We start from the raw sequence: 25615 nt of genomic DNA, 5'->3' as shown, positions 1-25615 counted from the left end.
GTTCCCTCGCACGATATGCAATTAATTCCAGTCTGGTTTGTAGTAAGGACTTCAGTCCTTAAAGAAGAAGGACTAAAGTCCTTACTACGAACTTTGATTACTTAGCTTATTCATTCAATAAATCTTCGGCGCAGACCATTTGTAATTGAATGATTTCACTCAGTTGCTTACTAAAATCTTGTCTGGCTTTTAAGAAATCTGTGTGATTTTTAGTTATGCGTGCGTTGTTTGCGTTCAGCTTTTGATACTGAACTCTGTTTAATTCCAACATATTGATGATGGTGGTGAATTCGTCGTCGGTGACAGGTGAATAAAAGTCTCTTTGAGGCGTTGCAGAGTCAGAAGTAGTTGACTCAGAAGATTGTACTTGTTCTTCAGTTTTCAAATCGTGTTCCATGATATTTTTCATGGAATCTTCTTTTGGCTTAACTGAGGGTTTAGGTATGGGTACAGCAGGACTTTCACTATTAGTAATAGACTGGAGAAAATTCAGCGAATTTATACCTAGAGAATCACTAAATAGTGGTTGTTTTGGCTGTCGTTTTTCAGCTATAGCTTGGAAGAGTTGACGATTTTCTTCAGTCAAGATTTTCTCAGTAATTGACTCACCACCCAGTGTGATAGTCCGCAGCATGGTTTTATTTGATTTGGTGGTGGCTGTGACTGGACTATATAGTGGTGATAAGTCTAAATTCACCCGATGACTCAGGAGTTTTCCTAACGCTTTGACAATCGAACTATGATCATCCATCCCGCGACGATTCAGGGATACGGTGATGTGTTCTTGGTCTTCGAGGATTTTATCTATCCAACGAGAACAGACACTACCCGCACCAGCTTCGATAAAGATTTTCGTCCCGTCTTCGTAGATGCGGTTAACTAATTTGGGGAAATCAAGTTCTTGAGACAGGCCTGTGGCAATACTACGCGCAATTACCCCACTCTCTAATGTGATAGTCTGATACTCGGCAGCCGAATAAAATACAACGCCGGGAATTTCCTGACTTGGCAAAGTATTTAATTTTACCAATTCATCAAACTCCGATCGCATGGTTTGACAATGAATCACATGATCGAAGGGCGCAGGGAAAGCATTACAGCCGATAGTTTTAATCACCCTTTGACAAGCTGCTGGTTCACCTGCAATTAATACTTCTTCTGGGGTATTAATCTGTGTCAGATAAACACGGGTTTCATTTCTGATCGCATCCCGCACTTGCACAGGACTAGCCATCAGCACATAATTACCCCACAGATTATCCCCTAAAGCCGTGGTAGATTTTGGTAATCCCCAATACTCACGCACCGCATTTTTGGGGCCAGATAAGCGATCGCCAAATAAGGCTGATGAGTTGAAGGAACTACTACCTTCATAGAAATTACTCCACACCCCTTGAGCAACCATCATGCTGGTTTCACCCAAGCTATAGCCAAACACATATTTGGGTTGGACTTGAAAATCATCCCGTATGACTGTGGTGATGAGTCTGGTAAAGAACATTTCTGCTTCAAACATCGCTAGAGAGTCTTCTAGCAATTTTTTCTCTAGCTTCTCTAATTCTCTGGTGGTAAATTTGCTCAAGCTACGGGGAAACACAAGTCTTTCCACATCAGCCGCACGTTTGTAAATACTCTGCACAAAGGGGTTATCGTGCAGTTTGGGAAAGAGTCGGAAAAGATTACGACCAATCCCGACATAAGAATTTACCGCCGCCGGATACACATAAGCTACTTCACCTTTTTTACCCAGGGGATTGGCTGTAAAGTAACTACCTACAGGTGTTTGCCAATCTATCCCCCTGTCAAAAGCCCCATTAATCCCTTTCCGCGCTGATTCGATTTCTCGGAGGAGTTCTTTCTTATTCCGTCCAGTAATCGATATGGCGTACTGTGCTTGGGATTGCTGCTGATAGGCGTTAAAGGCTTGGCTAGCACTCTCAGATAGAGAATCACTCTCTTTGATACTTTTTTGCAAGCTATCTAAAGCCGACATCAAGCTAGCACGGTCATCCGCCACCACGGGGAATAGATAAAAGGGTGCTTGCTGTAAATACCGATGAGGACGCTCTTGTTCTTTGACTTCTTCCGACAAAATCACATGAGCGTAACTACCATCAGAACCAATCCCATTAATTGCGGCGATGCGTCGTGGGGCGTTCTTGCTGAGAAACCAAGGTCTAGATTCTGTCGCCACATAGAAAGGACTACCTTCAAAGGCTTCGGGAGTCTTCACCCCAGACCAGTTAGGAGTGGCTGGGATGTATCTGTAATACAGACACAGAGCCGTTTTAATTAAACTAGCAATCCCGGAAGCTACAAAGGTATGTCCGATATTGGCTTTCACACTCCCAATTGCACAGTGCAAGCCATTCCCTACCGATGGGTAAGCTTTGGTTAAACCTGCAATTTCCGCTTCGTCTTCCTGGGGAATCCCACTGGCGCAAACTTCTACATAGTTTACTTGTTCGGGTTGGATAAGAGCGGTTTTTAGGGCTTTTTGACAACCTTCATCTATATTTGAGTGGGATTGACCAATACTAATGGCATCAATTACAGCATAAATGCGATCGCCATTTTCTAATGCTTGCTCATGACGTTTGAGAACAACTACACCCGCACCTTCTCCTGGTGTCCAGCCGTTGGCTTTTTGATCATAGCTAAGAGTATTAGTACCAGTATTTATCTTTTCTGATTGACTACGTAATAATACGTTCTCAACACCACCAGCTAAATCCACCGCACCAACAACTACAGCATCAACTTCTTCTGTCATTAGTAGCATTTGCGCCACTTCCAAAGCCTTGAATGCAGAAGTTTCTACAGCCGTGAGAGTGAAGGAAGGCCCTGTAAAATTCCACAACGAGGAAATCCGATTGGCTGTAATGTTACCGATGTAGCTTAAATACTCACCAATATCTACTTGATGGTGAACGCTATCTTTAACGATGGTTTCTAGTTGGGCAATTTTTTCTGGTGGTAAGGTAATTTCTGCGGCGTTCAGACCGTCTTTAACTTGCCAAGACGAATCCCAGCGTTGTTGTAATTGATGGACAGATAACTCTGTTTCTGTGGCGATAATGACGGCTACATTGCTCCCTTCTGGAATCTTCGCATCTTTGAGGGCGCGATCGGCGACGGTGAGTAATAGTAGTTGTTGGGGGTTGAGTTTTTCGACTTCGTTGGGAGGAATCTTATAAGCGAGGGTATCAATATCAAATTCTTTGATATATGCGCCTACGGGGGCTTTACCTTCTAGTAATCCGTACTTTTGTAGTAGTTCTTGTTGTGTTTCTATGCCGTACCATCTCTTCGGCGGTAGGGGGATGAAATGCTGTTTACCGTCGTAGATACTGCGTTCAAAGGCATCTAGGCTATTGCACTCACCGAAGAAGGCATCCATGCCGACAATAGCGATTTTGCCTGTGTTGTTATTTTCTTGTTCAAACATCACTTTACTAGCCTATCAATGTTGAATTTATGGGCTTTAGGCCTTTTGCATAAATACTTTGGCGTTGCTGAAAATATTATTTAGAGGTTCGCGCAAAGGCGCAAAGGCGCAAAGAAGAACGCAAATTTACTATAAGGTTTCTTCTTTTTTTAGAATCAAATGGGAGTTTGTACCACCGAAACCAAAGGCACTTAATGCTATGTGTTTGGTTGGGTTGTTTTGCGGCCAAGGTGTGGGAGTCCGCACGATGTTTTGGGGCGAAATGATGTTATTTTCTGAACTAATAGGATCATTGATGTTGATGGTGGGGGGAATTACATCATGATTTAGGCTGTAGATTGCTTTGGTTAAACTCACCATACCGGCGGCTACTAATAAGTGACCGACATTGGCTTTGGCTGAACCAACTAAAGGTGCTGCTTGGTGTTTTCCAAAGAAGGTTTCTATTGATTTAAATTCGGTGGTGTCTCCTAGTAATGTGCCGGTAGCGTGACACTCCATATAATCAATAGCTTTGGGGTTAAGTTCGGCTTCTTGATAGGCTCTTTCAAAGGCTAGAACTTGTCCTTTTGTATTAGGACTTAGTAAATGCTTTCCTTTACCATCGTTAGAAAGACCATTACCGCAAATTGTCGCTAGGATTTTATCACCGTCTCTAACAGCATCACTGTACCGTTTCAGCATGACCATTCCAATACCTTCGGATGTAACTAAGCCTCTTGATGTTTTATCTAGAGGTGAGCTAACACCGTTTTCTGGATAGCCTTGGATGCCGGAAAATAGCATTCTTAAAAATAAAGGGTCTGAGCAACTGATAGCTCCAGATAACATCACATCAGCTTTGTGTGATTGTAAGTAATAAGATGCTAACTTAATGGCATAGAAGGCGGAAGAACAAGCTGCATCTATACAGAAGTGAGTACCGGAAAGTGAGAAGGCTTTGGCGACTAATGCAGCAGGTAAACCGGAAATCATGGCGTTTTCTGTAGCGGCTTTAGTGGCTGTAGGGATCGCCGCTAGATGGAAATCTTTGTCTTGTAAAAGTTCTGCTACTGCTGGCTCAATTGTTTGGTGATAAATTGGGGCGATAAGTTGATTAGAATGTTTTGTGGGGAAGGAAAGAGTTCCTAAAATTACTCCACATTTAGCAAGAACTTCTTGATTTCCCCAATAACCACTATGCACAATTGCTTGTTTTGCTGCATATAGTGACCATTTGAAGGTGTTATCTAAGCTTTCCACATATTCTGATGGCAGATTGTATTCACCGGCATCAAATTTAAAATTGCGGATAAATCCACCTTTGAGGAAATAAAATTTTTCCGGCTTTCCTTTTGCTGGGTCGTAAAATATTGTGGGATCTAAACCCATTTCTTCGACGGTAATTGATGATGTGGAATCTTTCTGCTCGTTAAGATTCTGCCAAAATTGATCGGGATTGTTAGCATCGGGAAAGAGGCATGATAATCCGATAATGGCGATTTTTTCCACTGTTTATATCCTCGTTTGGGTAAGGTTATTAATTCGTAATTCGTAATTAAGAATTATTTGGATTTACTTGATTCCCCGAACTGGATAGGATTTAATGCTTTGTTGAATTTCTTCCCTCTGTGTTCTCTGTGTCTTTGTGGTTAGATAAAGAATTTTGAAACCACAGAGACACGGAGACACGGAGAAAGAAGAAGAGATTTTAGGAGTTGGATTTACGGGAGTTGGAAGCCTAGTACCGTCTACTTGGGTTTGTGTAGGTTCATGGGAGCAATTACTGCTTTTGCTCCTAGGATGCGGGAATATATTTTTCCTTCTCTATCATGGAGGATGTAGTTGGCTGTTACACCTGTTGTTGTTTTGTGGATAATGTCACAAGAAACGTAGAAGGGTTCGTTGCAAGGAATGGCTCTAAATTGTTCTGAATATGTTAGTTTTCCGGGTAAGCAAACTTCTTGGTGAAGATGGCTTAACCATATCCATAAGGGTTGGGTGCTTAGGTCGGTGGTGTAGGGATTATGCCATTTGACGGGGAATTGTCCTTGGGCTTCTAGTGATATTTCTGACCAGAAACATTCGGTGGTAATTTTATCTTGGCTAATGTTGATAACTCTGGTAATTTGTTGAAATGCTGCACCATGAAATAGGGATGAATCTCCGTTTTGATAAAAATCTTTACCTGTTTTGGTAATGATATTATCTTCGGTAAGATCCATGTTTTCGTAAATCGGTGCTGCTGGTAATTGCCGTACTATTGTAATGTTGGCACAGAAATGATAGAAGGTTTTACCTTGGGGGTTTTTACTCAGAATTGTGGTCTTAAATTCGATAGATTCAGAACCATCTTTGGCGACTTCTTGAATTTCTAAAATATATTCTTTAGCTAGGGTGTCATTGAAGGTAATACCCTTGAGAACTTTGAACTCTTTGCAAGTTAAATAACGATAACCTGGATAACATTCTTCGCAAGCATGAATCATCCAGGACATGGCACAGGTGGCTGGTAGTACAGGAATACCAGCAATCACATGATCTAGCAAAAAGGGATTTGCATCTACTGTCATGCGGCGACGGATGCGATAGCTGCGGAGTTGGGGGTCTAGATTTCTGGGTGGGGGGGTGATGGGGCTACCAATGACTACTTGTGTAGAATCACGATGGCTGGGGTGAAGTTCGTTGACTAGCATTTGTGTACCCGCATCCACAGGGATAATCTCAATTCCCCGTTCTGCAAAGGCTTTTTTGAGTTCTGGTGTCACCATACCACTATCCCATCCGCCCCAGTTGATAGCGACAACGTGACAATCGGGATTGTATTGTTTGATTAAATGGGCTGACTTGTTGAGAATTTCATTAGCGATCGCATAATCTGATTGCCCCATGTTCCCATAAAATCCCGCCACGGAGGAAAACAACACTAAATGCTCTAGTTGTTTTGCATCCACACAAGACAGCAGATTTTCTAAACCTTGCACCTTAGCGGTGTAAACCTTCTCAAAATCTTGGTCTGTCTTCTTCTCAATTAATTTATCAGCTAAATTTCCCGCACCGTGAATAATACCTGTAATTTTGCCCACCCGTTCAGCCACAGCCGCTAACTTTTGCTGTAACTCCGTCACATTAGTCACATCAACGCTCAAATATTCAACCTGCGAACCTGTTTCTTGAATCGCCGCCAAGGTTGCTTTAATTTCCCGGCTAGAAACAATTTTGTTATATACTTTCTGCACACTCATGGGTGTAGGCTTCTCCCCTTGAGTCAGCAGATGCTGCATAATGCGTTTTTTTAATACAGCCTCTTCAAAACAATCCTGAGCAAAATCCGGCTCACCTTCTAAAACTTGCGATCGCCCAAGGAGAATTAACTGACAAGGCTGGTGCTGCGCTAACTTAGTTACACATTGCGCTGTAATACCCTTAGCACCACCACTTACAACAAAAACCGATGAAGAACGAACCTGGGTGAGTGTAGTCATATTAATTTTGGAGAGAGTGAGGAAAAAAGATTGTTTCGCGCAAAGGCGCAAAGGTGCAAAGGTGTTAATTATCTTCAGATTCTGTTTAACAACCCCAGAACATTTGCGAGCTTCTTAGCGACTTTGCGCCTTTGCGCGAGGAAAAAAAAGTCTATATAACTACTCGAAAGAACTAATCAAAGTAACCCGTCCTTGAGAACCGTAAGCAACCTCACCGATGTAAAGATTAGAGTCGTGCAGTTCGGCAATAATATTTTGTGCTGACATTTGCGGATCTAAACTGGGGCTGAGGTCAATTCCTCTAGTAAATACATTCGGCCATTCCCATCTCAGGGTTTTAACTAAACCGAATAAACCAGCACCGATCGCACCAAAATTAACATTATGCTCTAATCCAAAGCTTCCATCTAACCGAGTCACGGTGAAGAAACAACTACGCTCATAACTTCCGGCTTCTGTCAAGGATTTTTTCAGGTGTTTCGCCATGAAGAAGACGTGTTTGACGATCGCCTTTTCTTCTGGGATAAAAGGTATTGTCCCGGTTTTATCTACCTGAAATCCTGGGTGGAGGTGAATGAAAGCCCCAATCGTGCCGTAGTTAGTTGCGATCGCCGATAATTTTCCTTGGAGTAGTTCTTCACTCATATCTGCAAGGGTGACTTGATGCACACCTGCGGGTAAGGGCGAACGCTGGGGAACTATCGATTGGGGGAAGCTCAAAACTACCACTTTCCAGCCGCTTTCTGTTAAGGTTTGCGCTACTTGGGAGGTAGTCAGAGAGCCATCATCAGTAATTAAACAGATGTGTCCCTCTGGCAATGTGAACTCTAAACTATCGGGTGCTGGTAGGTATTTGAGCTTGGCTGGACGACGTTGAACACCGTCGATTATTTGGACTGCTTGCCAGTTAAGCTCAGACTGAGACTTTTTTTTTTCACCTCCCACCAGTTTCTGGAGGTAGTCAACAATTTGACCGATGGTGCGGAGGTCGCCTAAGTCTTCGAGGTTGGGTTGGGGCAGGTTGGGATATACTTCTTGTAATCCGCCTAAGATTTCTACCCGTTTGATGGAGTCAATCCCTAAGTCGGCTTCCATGTCCATCTCTAGTTCCAGCATTTCGACTGGGTAGCCTGTCTTCTCACTGGTGATGTTGAGCAGGGTTTGGGCTATGTCTGCGTAATCTGATGTGTCGGCTACGGTTTCCGTTTCTACAATGGTTTCTACAACAGCTACTAGTTCAGGTGCAGGGGGAGCAACGACTGGTGCGGGTGCAGGTATTTCTACAACTTGTTCTACTGGTGATGGTGCAACTTCTACAGGTTGGCTACTACCAGCCATTACTTGCAGAAACTCGATAATTTGACCGATGGTGCGTTTTTCTGCCAGTTCTTCTAAGTTGGGTTTGGGTAGGTCAGGATACATTTCTTGTAATCCGCCTAAGATTTCTACCCGCTTGATGGAGTCAATACCTAAGTCAGCCTCCATATCCATTTCCACTTCCAGCATTTCCACTGGGTAGCCGGTTTTATCGCTAATAATCGTTAAGAGGTTGTTACCTAACTCAGCTAAATTTAGGGCGGGAGCAGCTACAGGTGCAGGTGTAGGAGTAACTTCAACTTCTTTAACTGCGGGGATGCTAACTTCAACTACAGGCGCAGGTGCAGCAACGGGTGTTTCAACTACAGGCTGCATTTGCCAAGCTGCGGGTGCAGGCGCGTCAGCAATGGTGAATTCAGGTTTTGCTATAGGCTCAACTACAGGCTGAGGCTGGGGTTCTACTTTGGCTACAGGTGCAGGTGCTTCAACAACTGGTGTGTCGATGCTGAAAGCGGGAACTTCTTGTACTGGTGTCTCGCTGGCTGGTGCAGTCACCCCACTGGAAAGTACCAGAGAATATTGTTGCTGAATTAGGTCAAAGAAATTTTGGGCGTATGCTAGCTGTTCCTGAAGATATTTTTCATGGATGCGGAGGGTTTCACCTTGTTGGGAATGAAACTGCATCATGCTGCGTTCCAAGCTTTCCATCACTACTAGCTTGAGTTGAGCAGCTTCTTGGGAGGTCTTAGCGTTAGCAAACAAAGCATTTTGCTGTTGCATCAGTTGGAAGAACGCTTTGGTGTATTCCATCTGATGGTTGAGGTAAGTACCATGTACTTGCAGGTTCTCAGTTTGGTTTTGCTGGAACTGAGTCATGAGGTACTCTAGGCTTGTTAGCACTCGCTGGAAGTTTTCCAGTTTTTCTGGTGTTTGCATCTTCTTCTCTTCAGCTAGTTGAGGTGCAAGGATCGCAGAGTTCATTTGAGGTTGTGCTTTGGTGGTGATAGTAGACTGATTGGCAATTTTGGGCGTGCGTCCGTTACCGTTAGTCTCTTTGACTGGGGCAAACATTGCTGGTGTCATTGTTACCGCAGGTGCAGAGATGGCGGGTGTTTCTTCTACTGGGGTAGCGGGGACATTAACTGTAGGTACAGCAGGGAAGGAAACTTTGTGTCCATCATTCAACGCTTGGATGAAGGCGTTTTTGGTTTTTTCGGACACATAATTGATACCTCTTAACGGCACACTCAGAGTTTTCTTTTTGTCGGCTGGGGGTAGGGTAGGCTGGGTTTGGTATGGGTCGAGGTTTTTCAACTGCATACCCATTACCCGCATTTGCACTACTGCTTCCCGCAGAGAGCGATCGCTATTTTTCTGGGTGCTGGGGTTCAATGAGACGGTAATATGGGGGCGATCGCCTAAAATATCTTTGACTAGGTTAGTTAAAATTCTCTTCGGTCCAAATTCCACGAAGCAAGAACCACCAGCCGCGTAGATATTTTCAATTTCCTGTTTGAACAGCACCGAGTTAGCTAGGTGAGTTTCCAGGATTTTTTGAATTGCTTGGGGGTCTTTGGGATATTGCTTACCTGTAACGTTGGTGAATACAGGGATTTTTGGCTCATTAAATTTTACTGCTTTGGTAGCGATCGCAAATGACTTTTGAGCGAAAGCAATCAAGGAGGTGTGGAAAGCGGCGGATACTGGTAATGGTACGGCTGCACAACCTTGTTCTTGTAAAGCCTGACGGACTTTAGCAATTTCGGTGGTTGGCCCTGCTAAGACAAACTGGGTGGGAGAATTGTAATTAGCGATCGTTACCCGTGGGTAATTCTTGAGAATCGCTTCAACTTTACTGATGTCTTCCTTCACCGCCAGCATTGTCCCTGCATCATGGTCAGGGTCTTTGGGTGCAGCCATTGCTTGACCCCTAGATTTAACTAGGTACATATAATCTTGGTCACTCAATACGCCCGCAGCCCATAAAGCGGTGATTTCGCCAAAGCTGTGTCCAGCTACAAAGTCAGATTTAAACCCAGCTTGTTTAAGAATAGAATATAAACCTGCACTAAATGCCCCAATCGCTGGTTGTGCATATTCTGTGCGTTGCAATGCAGCAACTTGAGCATTTTTCTCGGACTCATCAAACACAGGATGGGGGAAAACAATTTCCGAAAGGGAATGCAAGTTATCTTTCAGCAACAACCCATCCATGTAACCGAATAGACGGCGCAAGGTGGGGAAGTTCATCACCAGTTCTCTACCCATTTCCAGGTATTGAGAACCTTGACCGGAGAACAACGATACAACTTTCCCGCCTAATTCCATCCCGGATGCACGGTAGTAAATCCCTTGGGGATGCTCCCAATTAGTTGCTGTACCTTTCTGCTTCAGTAAGCCAATGCTAGTTTGCATAAACTTGCAGGCTTCTTGCAGATTTTCCGCGACAAAGCCAACTCGCGCTGCATTCTGAGGAATTTCTAAAGCTTGGCACTCTTGCGCTAACTGGGCGAAGTGTCTTTCACCACCTTCTGATTGCAAGTTACCCAAAACTTCTTCACACTTTTTCAGCAGTTCCCCAGGGTTAGCAGCAAATAACAGGATTTCGCGGGGGGTGCTGTGCAAACGGTAGGGGCGGTTTTGTTCGCTTTCGTATTCTTCCAAAACTACGTGGTAGTTTGTCCCACCAAAACCAAAGGAACTTACACCCGCGCGTCTTGGTGCTTCCCCTTCCGCCCGAATCCAGGGGCGAGTTTCAGTGTTGAGATAAAAAGAGGAATCGTTAATATTGAGCTTGGGATTTGGCTCAGTAATATTAATTGTGGGGGGCAGAATTTTGTGATGTAATGCCAAAGCGGTTTTAACTAAGCTGACTGCACCCGCAGCCGCTTTAGTGTGTCCAACTTGGGACTTCACACTACCCAAAGCGATGTGCTGTTTTTTGTTGTCGTGTTTAGAGAAAAAGTCTCTTAAAGAACCGAACTCGGTGGGGTCGCCAGCCATTGTTCCTGTACCGTGGGCTTCAATTAGACCAACGGTAGCGGGAGAGAAACCTGCATCTTCGTAAGCACGGCGTAAGGCGTTGACTTGTCCTTCTTTGCGGGGTGCATAAATGCTCTTGTAGCGTCCATCGCTGGAAGTACCGATGCCTTTGATAACTGCGTAAATTTTATCATTGTCGCGGGTTGCATCTTCCAGACGCTTCAGCACCAACATACAAACACCTTCACCCAGCATCATTCCATCAGATTTGGCATCGAAGGGTTTAACTTTCTCACTAGGAGATACAGCCGGGGTTTTGCTGAAGGAGATATAAGCCATGATGGTGTTGTCGGTGTCTACACCACCAGTTAGCATCATGTCAGCGCGATGTTCGACTAGTTCGCTAATGGCCATTTTCAATGCGCCGAAGGAACTAGCACAGGCTGCATCAACTACGCAGTTCATCCCACCAAAGTTCAAGCGGTTAGCAATGCGTCCGGCGACGACGTTAGCTAACATCCCAGGGAAGGCGTTTTCATCCCACTTGATGTAGGCACTTTTGATTTTTTCGACGATTTTGTCGGTGTCTTCATCAGACAGTCCACTGCTTTTGAGGACTTTCTTCCAAATGGGATATTCTAGGCGTGCAGATAGCGGCATACCCAATTGCTTGGCCATGGCTACCCCTAAAATTACCCCCACCAACTCGCGGTTAAATTCACGAGATTCACCATAACCGGCATCTTCCATTGCTTCTTTTGCAACTACTAAACTTAATAGTTGCGAAACATCAGTCACTTCTAAAATGCTGGGAGGAATACCGAATTCCATCGGGTTAAAATCAACCTCTGGAATAAATCCACCGCGTTTACAGTAGGTTTTATCTTCGGGGGTTCTGGGGTTGGGGTCGTAGTAATCCTCTACGCTCCAATGAGTGGAGGGAACATCGGTGATACAATCAGTTTTGTTAATGATATTTTGCCAGTATTCCCGCAAATTTCTAGCTTGGGGAACTAATGATGCCATACCGATGATGGCGATAGGATTTTGTTGTAGTTGTCTGTTAATTTTGTTAATTGACATTGGTTTTTCCGAGTTCATTTTTTTTTCCTCAATACACCGCAACAAAGCCTTTTCGCAATTATTAATCTGGGTTTCTAACTCCGCTAAGGCAGTATCAATTGAATTAGCAGACATAGGGTATATACTGTTCTGGGGTACTGTGGATTGTGCAGCGACAGTAATATCAATTCAAAATTCAAAATTCAAAATTCAAAATGAAGAAAGCCAGATATTACAAGGTTTTCTGAGTTTGAAACTATTAATGAATTTTGAATAATTGGTATAATTGCTGTTACTTACCCTGACTAGTGTTATTTCTTGTTAAGCATCTGTGGGCATTGGGAATTGGCTGTCAAGATTTCTCTTTTACCTTCTGCCTTCTGAATCATGTTATCCAACGTTCGACTCTTGATATGGCGGCAACAAGTCGATGACGTTATTGAAACTAGTAAAATAATCTTGAAGCGCGGTAGCTGCTGGACCGGTAAATTCCATCCATTCGTAATGGTAGAAATTTTGAGCAATTGTATCTAACTGGAGCAACGGAAACTTAGGAGTAGCTATTAGGACAGAAACGCTTTCTTCTCCCAAACTAGTTTGATGATCTAGTTTTACCGCAGCCACGTAGCTGGTATTAATGACAACGTTCTGTATTTTGATGAATGCCATAGCCAGTTTCAGCGTCCAGGATAATATATGTTATGGGATTCGACCCCAAAAAGTTGACAAATTCGTTACAGAAGAAATACCATCTTGAATCCGAGTTAATACAGTCCTTTAAACGAATTATCAACCATTGAGAAACCGATGGAGATACAGCTAGCTTTAGTCATTTTTTACTACTGTTCTACTCGCACATAAATAACTAATTTGCCTCGCTGCTTTTAAGCATTGAATTAATACAAAGAATAGCACGGTTCATCGAAACTAAATCATTGGTTTAAATTAATTTTATAAACAGGATAGATATTTGTTGATGAAAATTTCAAATTAGCCATAGCACATTAGTATAATTAAGGACTTATAAACACAAGCTGACAATTTGCTTGCTGTCGGCTGTAAGGTTGACCTGATATCGATGCAGATAAAAATTACAGTTTCTAGTCAAGCCGGTAAACATTTCATCGATACACAAATCTGATTACATAGCTGCAAGAATTTATTTTTCAGCAGCACATCATAATCAAGAGAGGTTTTTTGATGAATTTTTAATATAAATGACCGAACATGATTAAGGAGTATTTATTAAGCAAATATTCCTTCTATATATTGTGCAGAATAAACAAAGTATGCAACTTTAAACATTTAATTTCCTCTGTGCCTTTCTGCCTCTGTGGTTCAAAATCAACAAAATACTAAGACACCAAGCCTATGTTCTGGGCTTGTTTACCAGTCCATTTCTGCCAGCGTCCCAGTCCACGGTTAACTAATTCTGAATTGCTGTCACCCGTAAAACAAATACGTCCTAATCTTTCACAAGCAATGAGAATTTCGCCGTGTCCCATAAATGGAGCAATCACAAAATTATTGGTATTTGTGTACAAATTGAGCAAATAATTAATAATTCCCTCCACGCCTTCAATATTAATTGGGTTTTGGGGTTTTACTATTAATTGATGAGAAAAAATCCCTACATAGAGATTTCCTAGTAATAATTCATATTGAAAAGGCATTTGATTTTGTTTGTAGAAATCATAAATATGTCCTTCAGCACGAATGACAGCCACAACTTTGGCTTCATCTACCAAGTAATTATGTTCCCAGGTGGGTGAGAGAGTGGCGATCGCTAACGCCGCATCTGAAGGTAATAAGTTGCGAAATTCCGGCTGGGAGGTGTCACCACAATAGACGAGATGTCTGCCTAATATCCATTCATCACCTGTTTGGATAGTGGGGGAAGCCTGAGCAGGTGAAGGGGAGGCGATCGCTTGAGTTTTCTTCACAGCTAATTTAGCTTCCTTTTGCGCCATAGCACTTTTGTAAGCTAATGTCTGTAACTCTTTTTGCTTCGCCTGCAATTCTTCTACTAATTGCGCTTGACGTTGAGCTTCGGCGGTATCTCCTTGAGCTTGAGCTAACTCCTTAGCCTGTTGTGCTGCGGTAGCTAAGGTACGCTCTTTTGTCCCAGCCCTCGCGACACTTAAAAGTGCTGTAGGACTATCAGCAATGGGTGTACCCTTAATTAGCTGTTTAACTTCTGGGTGAATACTTTTAGCAATTTGCTTACCATGCTGAAACGTGCGTTCTGAGTAACCAGTTTCCCTAGCTAACTCTAAAGTTCTCTTGGGTGGTGAAATCGTTTCACCACCTTTGAAAGTATGTTGATTATCTCCCACCTTCGCCCGTAAACCCATGCGTTCCAGAATTTGGTCACGTTCCAACCACAATTCAGAACGCTCTAGGGGTTCTAGCTCATTGCGAATCAAATTTTCGTCAATTTCTGCCAACCGTGCTTGGTCAGCATTAGCATAAGCGACGATATTACACTCAACCGCCTCTAGTCCTAACAACTTACAAGCCGTCAGCCGATGTAGTCCAGCAATCAAATTCAACTTTTGGTCTACCGTAATTGGGTTTAATAGACCATTAGCCTTAATTGACTCCTTGAGTTCATCAACCTTGTCACCCTTGACCGGACGGCGGTTGTGACCGATTTTAATTTGGTCTATGGGTACTGTAGACATAAGCGATTTAAATACTCTACGGGTTCTTGCGACAAAATCCAAAATTTAAAATTCAGTGCAGTCAATCAAATCACCAATCATCCAGACTAATATAAGCCACATATGTTTCAAGAATATCTAGAAACGATGATTTTACTCACATAACCCATGATAATGTCCAATACTACACAACAGTGGCGATCGCAATTCATCAATAATATTGAATACAAATAACCTATCCCAATCCCCAACCGATTGACAAAATCAAAGTTTTTTGCAATGATTAGACACGTATTTAGTAAATTCTTCTCATTAATTTCCACTCCCCGCTTCGTATTGATGGGAATTTAAGTTGTTCAAAAGTGCAAGCGTATTTTACGCTACTTGATGCGAAGTCTAATTAAGGTAAAACAGAGAAAGATTTGTAGTCAATTCACCATCATTAATGTTGCCGCTAAGTAACTTGTTTGCGGTAGGTATCAAAATCTTAAAGCATTTACATAAACCTAATCAGATTTTTAGCTCATTCATAAGAATACAGGGAAAAATCGCTCATAGTACACAGCATTAACTGCGTACACCAGGACGCACGAAAAGCTCTATTACCCAATCCCCAATCCCCATTACCCCTTATCCCCAGAGGGGGCACCGAGTTCCCCAATCCCCAGTCCCCAATCGTATTCCTGGCTCATCACACCAATTAGGAATAAAAATATGGAAGTAAATAAAGAACGCCTGCGCCAGTTATTTATCAAACCTCAAGGCAGGTGGCGGTTAATTTTGGCAGCTTCAATCACGTTAGCGGCTGGAATAGTCGCTTTACACAGTTTTACGCCAAATAAATTTCGCTCTCAAGACCAAATTCCCGCCGCTAATTCTCCCAAAGCTGCGCCAGTGAAAGTTGCTGTCACAGCTTTAGGACGTTTGCAGCCTGAAGGTAAAGTAACTACCTTGTCAGCACCTAGTTCTACTAATGGTATCCGAGTAGAAAAACTGTTGGTGAAAGAAGGAGACGAAGTAAAAGCAGGGCAAGTATTGGCGTATTTAGAAGATTATGCCCGTGCTACCGCAGCTCTACAACAGGCTTTAGATAAACTAGAAATTGCCAAAACCCAACTAGCACAAGTCAAAGCTGGTGCTAAACCTGGAGACATTGCCGCCCAAAAAGCTACCATTGCTAGGTTACAGTCACAACTCAAAGGAGAAATTGCCACTCAAGAGGCAACAATTAACCGTATCCAAGCAGAAGTTAATAACGCTGAAACGGAAAATGAGCGATATCAAAAGTTAGTCAAAGAAGGTGCTGTTTCTGCTTCTGTAGCAGACACTAGAGCTTTACAACTGAAAACAACACAGCAGCAACTAACAGAAGCCAAAGCTAGTCTCAGCAGGATTCAAAACACCCTCGCCGACCAAATCAAAGAAGCCAAAGCCAGACTCAACAGCGTTCAAGAAGTGCGGACTGTAGATGTAGAGTTGGCACAAAATGAAGTTAAGAGTGCTGTAACAGCTATCAAACAAGCGAAAGCAGACCAGGAGTTGACCTATATTAAAGCTCCTATCGATGGCAAAATTTTAAAAATTCACGCCAAAAAAGGTGAGGTTATTAGCAACACTGGATTTGCTGATATTGGTAAAACCTCCCAAATGTATGTCATTGCAGAAGTCTATCAAAGCGATATTCAAAAGGTTCAGTTAGGTCAAAAAGCAATCATCACTAGTCCTGCATTTAGCGGTCAATTGCAAGGAACAGTTCAGGAAATTGGGTTGCAAGTTGACAAACAAAGCATCTTCAGCATTAACCCCAACTTTGACACAGACCGCAGAATCATTGAAGTTAAAGTATCTATCGATAAACCCGCAGATAATCAACGGGTATCCCGGTTAACAAATTTACAGGTTGATGTGGCTATTCAGATTTAGTCATTGGACATGGGGCAGAAAAAAAGTTGTCCCCATTCCCCATTTTCAATTCCCCATTCCCTAATTAATAAACAGCCATGAATTTTAAGATTCCTTTGGCATGGCTACAGCTAGTCCAACAAAAAATTCGGTTTTTGGTGGCTGTAGCTGGTATCGCCTTCATTGTCTTACTGATGTTTGTGCAACTTGGTTTTCAAGATGCCCTCTATTCTAGTGCTACCGCAGTACACCAAAGTCTTAAAGGGGACTTATTTTTAGTAAGTTCTCAATATAAATCTTTGACATCAAATCAAAGTTTTTCTCGAACTCGTTTGTACCAAACTTTAGGTTTTGATGGTGTGGAATCAATTAGCACCATGTATTTACAATTTGCTAAATTGAAAAACCCTGCTACTGGTGAGAAATACTCTATATATGTGATGGGGTTTGACCCAGGCAAATCTGTCTTAAATATTCCTGAAATTGAGCAAAACTTGGACAGGCTGAAAATTCCTGATGTCATGTTATTTGATAGGGATGCAAGACCAGAATTTGGCCCCATTGCGGCGAATTTTGACAAAGGAGATACCGAACAGACAATTGAAATCTTCCCCTTTGATGGGCCTAGAGGATACAAAGTTAGAGTCGGTGGCTTATTCAGCTTAGGCCCTTCCTTTGGTGTGGATGGTAATTTGATTGTCAGTGACGCAACTTTTCTGCGGATTAATCCCAATAGTCGCCCAGTCGAGAAAATAGATATAGGTATCATCAGTCTTAAACCTGATGCCAATCAAGAAAGAGTTTTAGCAAATTTGCGAGCCAATTTACCTAATGATGTGAGGGTGTTCACTCGCCAAGGTTTTATTGATTTTGAAAAACAATATTGGTCTGCTAGAACACCAATTGGTTTTATCTTGAACCTAATGCTGACAATGGCTTCAGTGGTGGGTGTGGTAATTGTCTATCAAATTCTCTACAGCAATATTGCCACACAATTTATCGCTTACGCCACATTAAAAGCCATTGGATATCCCAATTCTTATCTATTAAAGGTGGTTTTTCAACAAGCTATTATCTTGGCATTATTAGCTTATATACCAGGATTTTTAGTTTCTATAGCTTTGTATGATTTTGCAATGGCAGCTACAAAATTACCCATTATGATGACGGCCAATAATGCCTTAATAGTCTTTGTTTCCGCCGTTTTAATGTGTATCACTTCAGGCGCACTTGCTATTAACAAACTGCGTTCCGCAGACCCGGCAGATATTTTTTAAGGCACGGGGTATAAAAATTCAAAATTCAAAATTCAAAATTCAAAAATTTTTGAATTTTAACTTAATTTCACCCCTACACCCTTACACCCTTACACCCTTACACCCCTACACCCCTACACCCCTACACCCTTACACCCCTACACCCCTACACCCTCTTTAATAAGTATGAATTTACAAGACAAAACCCTCCTAATTACTGGAATTGATGAATTTATCGGCTTGCGTGCAGCCGAGTTAGCCATAGCACAGGGAATGAAGGTGCGTGGGTTGCAAAGTTCTAATAAGTCTGACACAGCTAAGAAATTGGGGGCTGAAGTAATTATTGGGAGTATTACCGATGCGGCTGTTGCTAAAAAAGCTTGTCAGGGAGTAGACATTGTTTTAAATACAGCCCAAATTACCGAAGAAGCTGGGCCTATCAAACAGTTTCAGGAAGTGAATGTTGGCGGTGCGGTGAATATAGCCAAAGCTGCCAAAAGTGCTGGTGTAAAAACTTTTGTGCATCTTTCTAGTATTTTAGTCTATGGGTTTGATTATTGCGATCGCATTACGGAATCCGGTACACTCTCCGGTAGCGATAACCCCTACTGTGAAACCAAAATCGCCGCCGAAGCTGAACTTCTACCCCTCAACTCTCCCCCAGATTTCGGCATGATTATTATTCGTGCTGGCGATGTTTACGGGCCGGGAAGTCTACCTTGGGTTGTCAGACCAATTCACTTCATGCGACAAAAGTTATTTGCTTACCCCAATGATGGGCAAGGTGTAATTAATCATGTCTATGTAGATAACCTCATTGATGCCATCTTTTTGGCAATTGAAAAACAGACATACGGCGAAATTTTTAACATCACCGACGGAGAAGCAACTTCCTGGAAAGAATATTTTATGCGCCTAGCCGCAATGGAAGGTTTACCTGCGCCGATGTCTTTAGGTAAAGATGAAATCAAACTGTTTTTAAAACTGCGTCATCAGGGGCAAAAACTGTTTCGCAAAAAAGCCGACATCTTACCAGAATCGGTAGATTTTATGAGTCGTCCTTATGCTTGTTCTATTGCTAAATCTCAAAGCTTATTAGATTACAAACCAAAAATTGATTTAGAAACAGGACTGCATCAAACCAAAACATGGCTAGAAAAGACTGACATTGAAAAGCTACTTAAATAAGGAGACAAGGGAGACAAGGAAGACAATAGAGACAAGGGAAAAGTTCTTACCCAGTCCCCAGTCCCCAGTCCCCAATCCCTAGTCCCTAATCCCCTACCATTATGACCAACAATTCACCAAGATTGAGCATTGGTTTACCTGTATATAATGGCGAGAAATTTCTTCAAGCAGCCCTAGATTCATTGTTGGCTCAAACATTTACAGACTTTGAATTAATTATTTCAGATAACGCATCTACAGATAATACTGAAGAAATTTGTCGAGCCTATGCTGCTCAAGATAAACGCATCCGTTACTATAGGAATACCGAAAATATTGGTTGCGCCCGGAATTTTAACCGTGTTTTTGAATTAGCGACTGGTGAATATTTCAAGTGGGCAGCCCATGATGATTTACACGCCTCTGACTTTCTCATGAAATGTATTGAGGTACTAGATGAAGACCCAACAATTATCTTGTGCCATTCTCACGTATATTTCATTGATGAACATGGTGAATTTTTGCAAAAATATGATATTCAAATCAAGGCAGATTCACCTAAAAATTACCAGCGTTTTCATGAATTACTGACTAAGCATCTGTGCTATCAATTGTACGGCGTAATTCGCTCGGATGCGCTGAGAAAAATCCCGCCTATGGGTAGCTATGGCAACGCAGATGGCATTTTCTTATTAAGGCTTGGTTTAGTAGGTAAATTCTACGAAATTGCCGAATACATATTTTTCGCCAGAAGCCATTCGCAACAATCAATGAGTATGTTCTTTCCTGAATATAAGTTGCTGAATAATAGCAATAACAAATACTCATTGAATATGCTGCCAGATTTTTATGCCTATACAGTGTGGTTTGACTCATCGAAGAAAGGCAAGATTTTGTTCCCTCATTGGCGAATGTTATGGGAATATATCGTTTCTGTATGTCTGTTGCAAATGAGTTTACATGATTATATCTGTTGCGCTATCAGTTTATATCAGAAACTCAGAGGAAAGGAGTCTTTATTACTGAAAGATTTGCTGATAGCAGCACAACAACTTTGGCAGAGTTGGCATCATACCAGATTCCAAGCACAGGAAGTAGAAACGCAATTTATCGCTTCTGAACAAAAGTAGCCATTCCAAAACTATCTATTAATGAGGACAACAATATGTTGAAGATTGCTCGATTACATCATGTTTTACTAGCGACTTTATTGAGCTTCACTTGTATTCGACCATTGAATGCAGAACCTACAGCTAAGTTAACTGTTGTAGTTAATGGTATCCGGCATCAAAAAGGCCAGATTTGCATGAGAGTTTACGCTAGCGAGAAAGGGTTTCCGATGAGTGACACCAGTGAAGTGCAAAGTGGCTGTACACCCATTACAGGTAAGTCGATTACTAAGCATTTCTATGGTTTAAAGCGTGGGACTTATGCTGTAGCTGTTGTAGATGATCAAAACGGTAATCAAAAACTTGATTCTGATTTCTTTGGCATTCCCAAGGAAGGATTTGGGATTTCTAATAATCCTACTGTATCCATCCAAACAGGTACACCCAAGTTCAATAAATCAAGTTTTGCTGTCACCAAAAATACCACTGTCGATATTACTCTGAAATACTCACTTGATCGCTAGAATTTTGTTAGTTTTTTGATGGTTTGTAGTAAGCACTTTAGTGCTGAGAAATAAATAAGGACTAAAGTCCTTACTACGAACTGTAATTACGAATTACGAATTACGTTAGCGTAGCGGGGCGCAGCCCATTACGAATTACTTATTTCCTCTCAACTATTACAGATGGCGAAATTTGCCGGAGACTTATAGATGTCATGAGAGATTTGGCAGCATTTTTGTTTAGGTCTTTGCTGGGATGGTTGGGGATTCAGGTTTTTATTTCTCTGATGTTTTTGTTGTATGTGCGATTATCGCGGACAAAAACTTTACCTGATGAACAGTTACCTAAAACGGCGGTAATTCTTTGCTTGCGTGGGGCTGATCCTTTTTTACCCAACTGTATTGAGGCGTTGTTAAAACAGAATTACCCAAACTACGATTTAAAGCTGATTATTGATAGTCAGGATGACCCAGCTTGGCAGATTGCTGGGGATACTATCAAGCAACTAGAAGTAACTAATGCTGATATTAGTCATTTAAGAGTTATCCGCCACAATTGTAGTCTTAAATGTAGTGCTTTGATTCAAGCTATTTCTGATTTGGATGATTCTTATGAAGTGGTAGCTTTTGTTGATGCCGATATCATAGTTCATTCTAATTGGCTGCGGGAATTAGTTAGTCCTTTAGATAATCCTAAAGTTGGGGCGACAACAGGCCATCGTTGGTATGTACCCACAGGGAAATACTGGGGTTCGTTGGTACGCTATACAGGGAATATAGCTTCAGTTGTGCAGATGTACCTATTTGGTATTCCCTGGGGTGGGACTTTGGCTTTAAAAACAGAGGTATTGCGTCAAACAGGAATTGTAGAACAGTGGGCGCAAGCCTTCGGTGAAGATTTAATGATGCACAATATCCTCAAAAAACATGGGTTGAGGGTGAAGTTTGTACCTTCGTTGATTATGGTGAATCGTGAAGAGTGCGATTTGCTGGGGATAATCGACTATGTGAAACGTCTCATCCTCTATTCGCGCCTGTACCATCCCCGGTGGCTAGCTATTGTGAGTGAAGCTGTTTCTAGTATTTTGTTTCCCACTTTAGTGATTGTGTTGTTTTTCTTATCGTTAGGTGATGCTCAGTGGGAAGTAGCGGATTTATTATTTAAATCCTACAGCATTTACACTTTGGGATTACTGTCGTTGATGCTGTTGATGGAGATGGCTTTACAGCCGGTGATTCGCGCCCAAGGTCAGCCGGGGACAAAGTTATCAATAGGAATGGTGGGGAGAATGTTGTTGTCTATTCCCGTAACACAGTGGGTATATGGGTTAGCTATGCTCTCTTCTGTGTGGATATCAACGGTGAAGTGGCGGGGGATTGTCTATCGGATTCGAGGCCCTTGGAATGTTCGTTTGGTGGAATACCATCCCTATGATTTTTTAGATCAACCTGTGGATAGCAAGATATCTCTTTGAATGATACATCATGTAAGGGTCATCAACAAATGAATGATTTGGTGATATCGATATCGAAATTTTTGGTGGCTTGGTTAGTTGTTCAGGTGGGTTTCGTACTACTGTTTGTGGGGAGTTTAAATTCAGGTTCTAAAAGTTTACCCGATGAACAGTTACCGAAAACGGCGGTGTTGTTATGTTTACGTGGTGCTGACCCGTTTTTACCGGATTGTTTGCGATCGCTACTTCAGCAAAACTATCCACAGTATAATTTGAAGCTGATTATCGATAGTCAGGATGATCCGGCTTGGCAAGTTGTCAGCGATACTATCGGTCAATTGGGTGTAACTAATTACCAAATCAGTCATTTGCGAAACATCCGATCAACCTGTAGTCTCAAGTGCAGTTCCCTGTTACAAGCTGTCTCGGAACTAGACGAGACTTACAAGGTTGTGGCGTTGGTGAATGCTGACACGATTGTTCACCCTAATTGGTTGCGGGAATTAGTCTCCCCTTTAAATAATCCCTCCGTAGGTGCAACGACTGGAAACCGTTGGTATGTACCCACAGGTACGTATTGGGGTTCGTTAGTTCGTTATATCTGGAATGTTTCGGCGATCGCCCAGATGTATCTATACGGCGTTCCTTGGGGTGGTAGTTTGGCTATAAAAACAGAGGTAATACACCAAACAGGACTATTAGAGAAGTGGGGACAAGCCTTTGATGAAGACACTATGATTCGTCGTGTCTTGAGTCAACATAACCTCCAGGTGAAGTTTGTACCTTCTTTGATTATGTTGAATCAGGAGGAGGCGGATTTACCTAGCTTAAGGTATTGGTTACAACGTCAAATAATGACTTCTCGACTTTACCATCCTTTTTGGCCGGGGGTGGTGGCTGAGGCTGTGTTGACGATTTTGCTACCCAATTTGTTAGTTGTGGTGTTTATCCTGGCTTGGTTTACCGGACAAGGCGGTACAGCTGCGATCGCCTTCATCTGGTATGGGATTTATATCCTGTCGTTAGTTATGCTGACGTTGTTTTTGGAAATGAGCATACAGCCAATAATTCGTTCCCAAGGTAAGCCAATCACAGAATTGTCTTGGCCTCTCATCTGGAAGATGATCATGGGAATACCCTTGACACAATGGGTATATGGGTTAGCTATGTTTCGAGCTTTCGATATGCCCATAGTACATTGGCGTGGTGTTACCTATGAAGTGAAAGGGGCTTGGCAAATACATTTGATGGAATATCGCCCTTATCAGCAAGGAAATCAACCAAGCGATCGCCAAATTTCTCTGTGAACTCTTTAATCTCTCTATCGATGCGTAAATCCTAAATTCTTATCCAACTTGCTTAGTAGAAGTGCTTCCTCTTCAAACACCTCTGGCTGAGACAAGATACACACATTACATAGGATTATGAATAAGCAAAAACTTCGCATCGCTTTGTTTTCAGGATTGTATTCTCCTTTTTTGACCGGGGTTTCCGTTGCAGTTCACCAGAGAGCGCGTTGGTTACTACAACAGGGTCATGAAGTATTTTTAGTCCATCCGCAATTTAATGATCAGTATCCCAAAAAAGTAGGCGATCGCCCCATGCCTGGGTTAGAGGAGTTAAAATCTTATCCCAATTTCTCTTCTTTCTCATTCCCCACAGAGCCACTGATATTCTACAAGTCTCTACCCCAACCTTTGAGTTATCGTCATTGGAGCGATACCGAGTTACTGGTTGATTTCCAACCTGACATCATTGTGGTGGAAGAAGCCGCCCAAATGCGCGGTTTATATTCAGCCTTAATCCAAGGTTATGGTCGTCCGGTGGGTGTGGAGTATGCACGACGGACTAAAACCCCGATTATTTCGGTCTTCCACACAGATATTGTGGCTTACATCAAATATTACTTAGGGAATGTCTTCTTTAAGTTGTTGAGTCCTATCATCCCCTATTTGGTGGAGCAAATTAGCCGAACTTACGATCTGAATATATTTTCCTCTCGTGAACAACTAGCTAAATACCAAAAATTAGGATGTCAACCGAGTGAATATGTCCCCTATCAGGGTATTGATTGCGAGAAATTCCACCCTCGTAATATCTCTCACAACCCCATCCCTAATGACGATAGACCAACTATTCTCTTTGTCGGACGCATCACCGCCGAAAAGAATGTCCCACAACTCCTAGATGTCTATCCTCTGATTGCTGCTCAAATTCCCAACATTCATTTAGTGATTGTGGGTAGTGGCCCTCTAGATGCAGAAATTTGCAAACGTGCGGAAAAGTTTGGCTCAGGTATTACTATCTGGGGTGAGTCTCACGGTACAGAACTATTAGGTTGGTTTGCTCGTGCGGATGTCTTTGTCAATCCCTCCGTCACAGAAAACTTCTGCACCACAACTAACGAAGCCTTAGCTTCTGGTACTCCTGTTGTTGCAGCCTTAGCACCATCCACCTCAGAGCAAGTAACTCCTGGTCATAATGGCTTTTTAGCTGAACCCAACAACCCCGCAGATTTTGCTCAAAAGGTGATAGATATTCTCTCCAACCCTGAACTTAAAGCAGCTATGGCTAAACAGGCTCGTCCTTCCATCTTGGAATATGATTGGTCAGCTTGTATGGAGAAGTTTGAAGTCAAGCTGTATGAGTTGGTGCAAGTATCAGACACAGTAGAAACTACTTCAGTTTAAAACTATGAGGACTTACGCAACTGGCATATTTTTGATGTAGGGTGTGTGACGCTGTAAAAGTATTTGAACGTAGTCATAAGACTTATAGCGTCACGCACCAACCATCGACTGTGACACTTGCGTAAGTCCTGACTATTAGAGCGTGTTTGAAAAGTGGTTGGCGGTGATTTTAAGCACTTGTCGATCCCCCTTTTTAAGGGGGGAAAGCTTCTTAAAGTCCCCCTTTTTAAGGCTACCGTGTATACACAAGTTATCGAACACTATCTGTCCTCGAATTACCCCACCCTAACCCTCCCCTTGGAAAGGGGAGGGAACTATATTTTCCGGTTTCCCCCCTTTCCAAGGGGGGATTAAGGGGGGTAAAACCTTGATCTAGAAAGAAAATCTGACTTGTGTATACACCGTAGCTTATTAAGGGGGATTTAGGGGGATCTAAAATGTTTTGCTACACCAATAGAGACTTTTCAAACAACCTCTTAGGAGTGCTGTTAGCAGTAACAGAGTATTTAGTCTGATTTGTCACGTTATGTGGAAAAGTTAACGTGAAACCTAACCCCCTAACCCCCTTCCCTAGTAGGGAAGGGGGAAAATTAAAGCC

The 25615-nt window shown here is 42.4% G+C and carries 14 protein-coding genes; 8 read left to right on the top strand and 6 right to left on the bottom strand.

Features of this window, described 5'->3' with window-relative positions:
* Positions 1-106 precede the first annotated feature (106 nt).
* From L6494_RS18170 to L6494_RS18145, 6 genes are all read right to left on the bottom strand, one after another.
* Entirely contained in the window at positions 107-3448 is a 3342-nt protein-coding gene (locus L6494_RS18170; RefSeq protein ID WP_237989082.1) for a PfaB family protein, read from the bottom strand.
* Positions 3449-3577: 129 nt separating this feature from the next.
* Positions 3578-4939: a beta-ketoacyl [acyl carrier protein] synthase domain-containing protein gene (locus L6494_RS18165; protein WP_237989081.1), complete on the bottom strand. Its 1362-nt coding sequence runs from the start codon at positions 4937-4939 to the stop codon at positions 3578-3580.
* 239 nt (positions 4940-5178) lie between these two features.
* On the bottom strand, positions 5179-6912 hold the full coding sequence (locus L6494_RS18160; RefSeq protein WP_237989080.1) for an SDR family NAD(P)-dependent oxidoreductase: 1734 nt from the start codon (positions 6910-6912) through the stop codon (positions 5179-5181).
* 159 nt (positions 6913-7071) lie between these two features.
* Positions 7072-12408, bottom strand: coding sequence for a type I polyketide synthase (locus L6494_RS18155; protein WP_237989079.1), 5337 nt, complete (start codon positions 12406-12408; stop codon positions 7072-7074).
* A 255-nt stretch (positions 12409-12663) separates the two neighbouring features.
* Positions 12664-12942, bottom strand: coding sequence for a hypothetical protein (locus L6494_RS18150; RefSeq protein WP_237989078.1), 279 nt, complete (start codon positions 12940-12942; stop codon positions 12664-12666).
* A gap of 686 nt (positions 12943-13628) precedes the next feature.
* Positions 13629-14957: a ParB/RepB/Spo0J family partition protein gene (locus L6494_RS18145; RefSeq protein ID WP_237989077.1), complete on the bottom strand. Its 1329-nt coding sequence runs from the start codon at positions 14955-14957 to the stop codon at positions 13629-13631.
* A 693-nt stretch (positions 14958-15650) separates the two neighbouring features.
* Between L6494_RS18145 and L6494_RS18140 the strand changes: the two genes are divergently transcribed.
* From L6494_RS18140 to L6494_RS18105, 8 genes are all read left to right on the top strand, one after another.
* On the top strand, positions 15651-16859 hold the full coding sequence (locus tag L6494_RS18140; RefSeq protein ID WP_237989076.1) for an ABC exporter membrane fusion protein: 1209 nt from the start codon (positions 15651-15653) through the stop codon (positions 16857-16859).
* A gap of 77 nt (positions 16860-16936) precedes the next feature.
* Entirely contained in the window at positions 16937-18115 is a 1179-nt protein-coding gene (devC, locus tag L6494_RS18135; RefSeq protein WP_237989075.1) for an ABC transporter permease DevC, read from the top strand.
* A 165-nt stretch (positions 18116-18280) separates the two neighbouring features.
* On the top strand, positions 18281-19282 hold the full coding sequence (locus tag L6494_RS18130) for an NAD-dependent epimerase/dehydratase family protein (protein ID WP_237989074.1): 1002 nt from the start codon (positions 18281-18283) through the stop codon (positions 19280-19282).
* A 101-nt stretch (positions 19283-19383) separates the two neighbouring features.
* Positions 19384-20391 (top strand): glycosyltransferase family 2 protein, encoded by a 1008-nt coding sequence (locus L6494_RS18125; protein WP_237989073.1) that lies wholly within the window; start codon positions 19384-19386, stop codon positions 20389-20391.
* A 35-nt stretch (positions 20392-20426) separates the two neighbouring features.
* Positions 20427-20894, top strand: a complete 468-nt coding sequence (locus L6494_RS18120) for a DUF2141 domain-containing protein (RefSeq protein ID WP_237989072.1) — start codon at positions 20427-20429, stop codon at positions 20892-20894.
* A gap of 194 nt (positions 20895-21088) precedes the next feature.
* The gene (locus L6494_RS18115; protein WP_237989071.1) at positions 21089-22348 is read left to right on the top strand and encodes a glycosyltransferase; all 1260 of its coding nucleotides are present in this window, start codon (positions 21089-21091) and stop codon (positions 22346-22348) included.
* Between the two features lie 29 nt (positions 22349-22377).
* Complete coding sequence (locus tag L6494_RS18110) at positions 22378-23634, top strand: glycosyltransferase (RefSeq protein ID WP_237989070.1); 1257 nt, start codon at positions 22378-22380, stop codon at positions 23632-23634.
* A 117-nt stretch (positions 23635-23751) separates the two neighbouring features.
* Positions 23752-25017, top strand: coding sequence for a glycosyltransferase (locus L6494_RS18105; RefSeq protein WP_237989069.1), 1266 nt, complete (start codon positions 23752-23754; stop codon positions 25015-25017).
* The last annotated feature ends 598 nt before the right edge of the window (positions 25018-25615 follow it).

This window comes from Nostoc sp. UHCC 0870, assembly GCF_022063185.1.
In the GTDB taxonomy this organism is placed as follows: Bacteria; Cyanobacteriota; Cyanobacteriia; order Cyanobacteriales; family Nostocaceae; genus Trichormus.
The sequence above is the reverse complement of the archived record's forward strand: the minus strand, read 5'-3'. Positions and strand labels throughout refer to the sequence as shown.

Bases quoted from the DNA above. Each gene is read 5' to 3' on its own strand.
- L6494_RS18170 (WP_237989082.1), bottom strand. From the start codon at position 3,448: ATGTTTGAACAAGAAAATAACAACACAGGCAAAATCGCTATTGTCGGC.
- L6494_RS18160 (WP_237989080.1), bottom strand. From the start codon at position 6,912: ATGACTACACTCACCCAGGTTCGTTCTTCATCGGTTTTTGTTGTAAGT.
- L6494_RS18155 (WP_237989079.1), bottom strand. From the start codon at position 12,408: ATGTCTGCTAATTCAATTGATACTGCCTTAGCGGAGTTAGAAACCCAG.
- L6494_RS18150 (WP_237989078.1), bottom strand. From the start codon at position 12,942: ATGGCATTCATCAAAATACAGAACGTTGTCATTAATACCAGCTACGTG.
- L6494_RS18145 (WP_237989077.1), bottom strand. From the start codon at position 14,957: ATGTCTACAGTACCCATAGACCAAATTAAAATCGGTCACAACCGCCGT.
- L6494_RS18140 (WP_237989076.1), top strand. From the start codon at position 15,651: ATGGAAGTAAATAAAGAACGCCTGCGCCAGTTATTTATCAAACCTCAA.
- devC (WP_237989075.1), top strand. From the start codon at position 16,937: ATGAATTTTAAGATTCCTTTGGCATGGCTACAGCTAGTCCAACAAAAA.
- L6494_RS18130 (WP_237989074.1), top strand. From the start codon at position 18,281: ATGAATTTACAAGACAAAACCCTCCTAATTACTGGAATTGATGAATTT.
- L6494_RS18125 (WP_237989073.1), top strand. From the start codon at position 19,384: ATGACCAACAATTCACCAAGATTGAGCATTGGTTTACCTGTATATAAT.
- L6494_RS18120 (WP_237989072.1), top strand. From the start codon at position 20,427: ATGTTGAAGATTGCTCGATTACATCATGTTTTACTAGCGACTTTATTG.
- L6494_RS18115 (WP_237989071.1), top strand. From the start codon at position 21,089: ATGAGAGATTTGGCAGCATTTTTGTTTAGGTCTTTGCTGGGATGGTTG.
- L6494_RS18110 (WP_237989070.1), top strand. From the start codon at position 22,378: ATGAATGATTTGGTGATATCGATATCGAAATTTTTGGTGGCTTGGTTA.
- L6494_RS18105 (WP_237989069.1), top strand. From the start codon at position 23,752: ATGAATAAGCAAAAACTTCGCATCGCTTTGTTTTCAGGATTGTATTCT.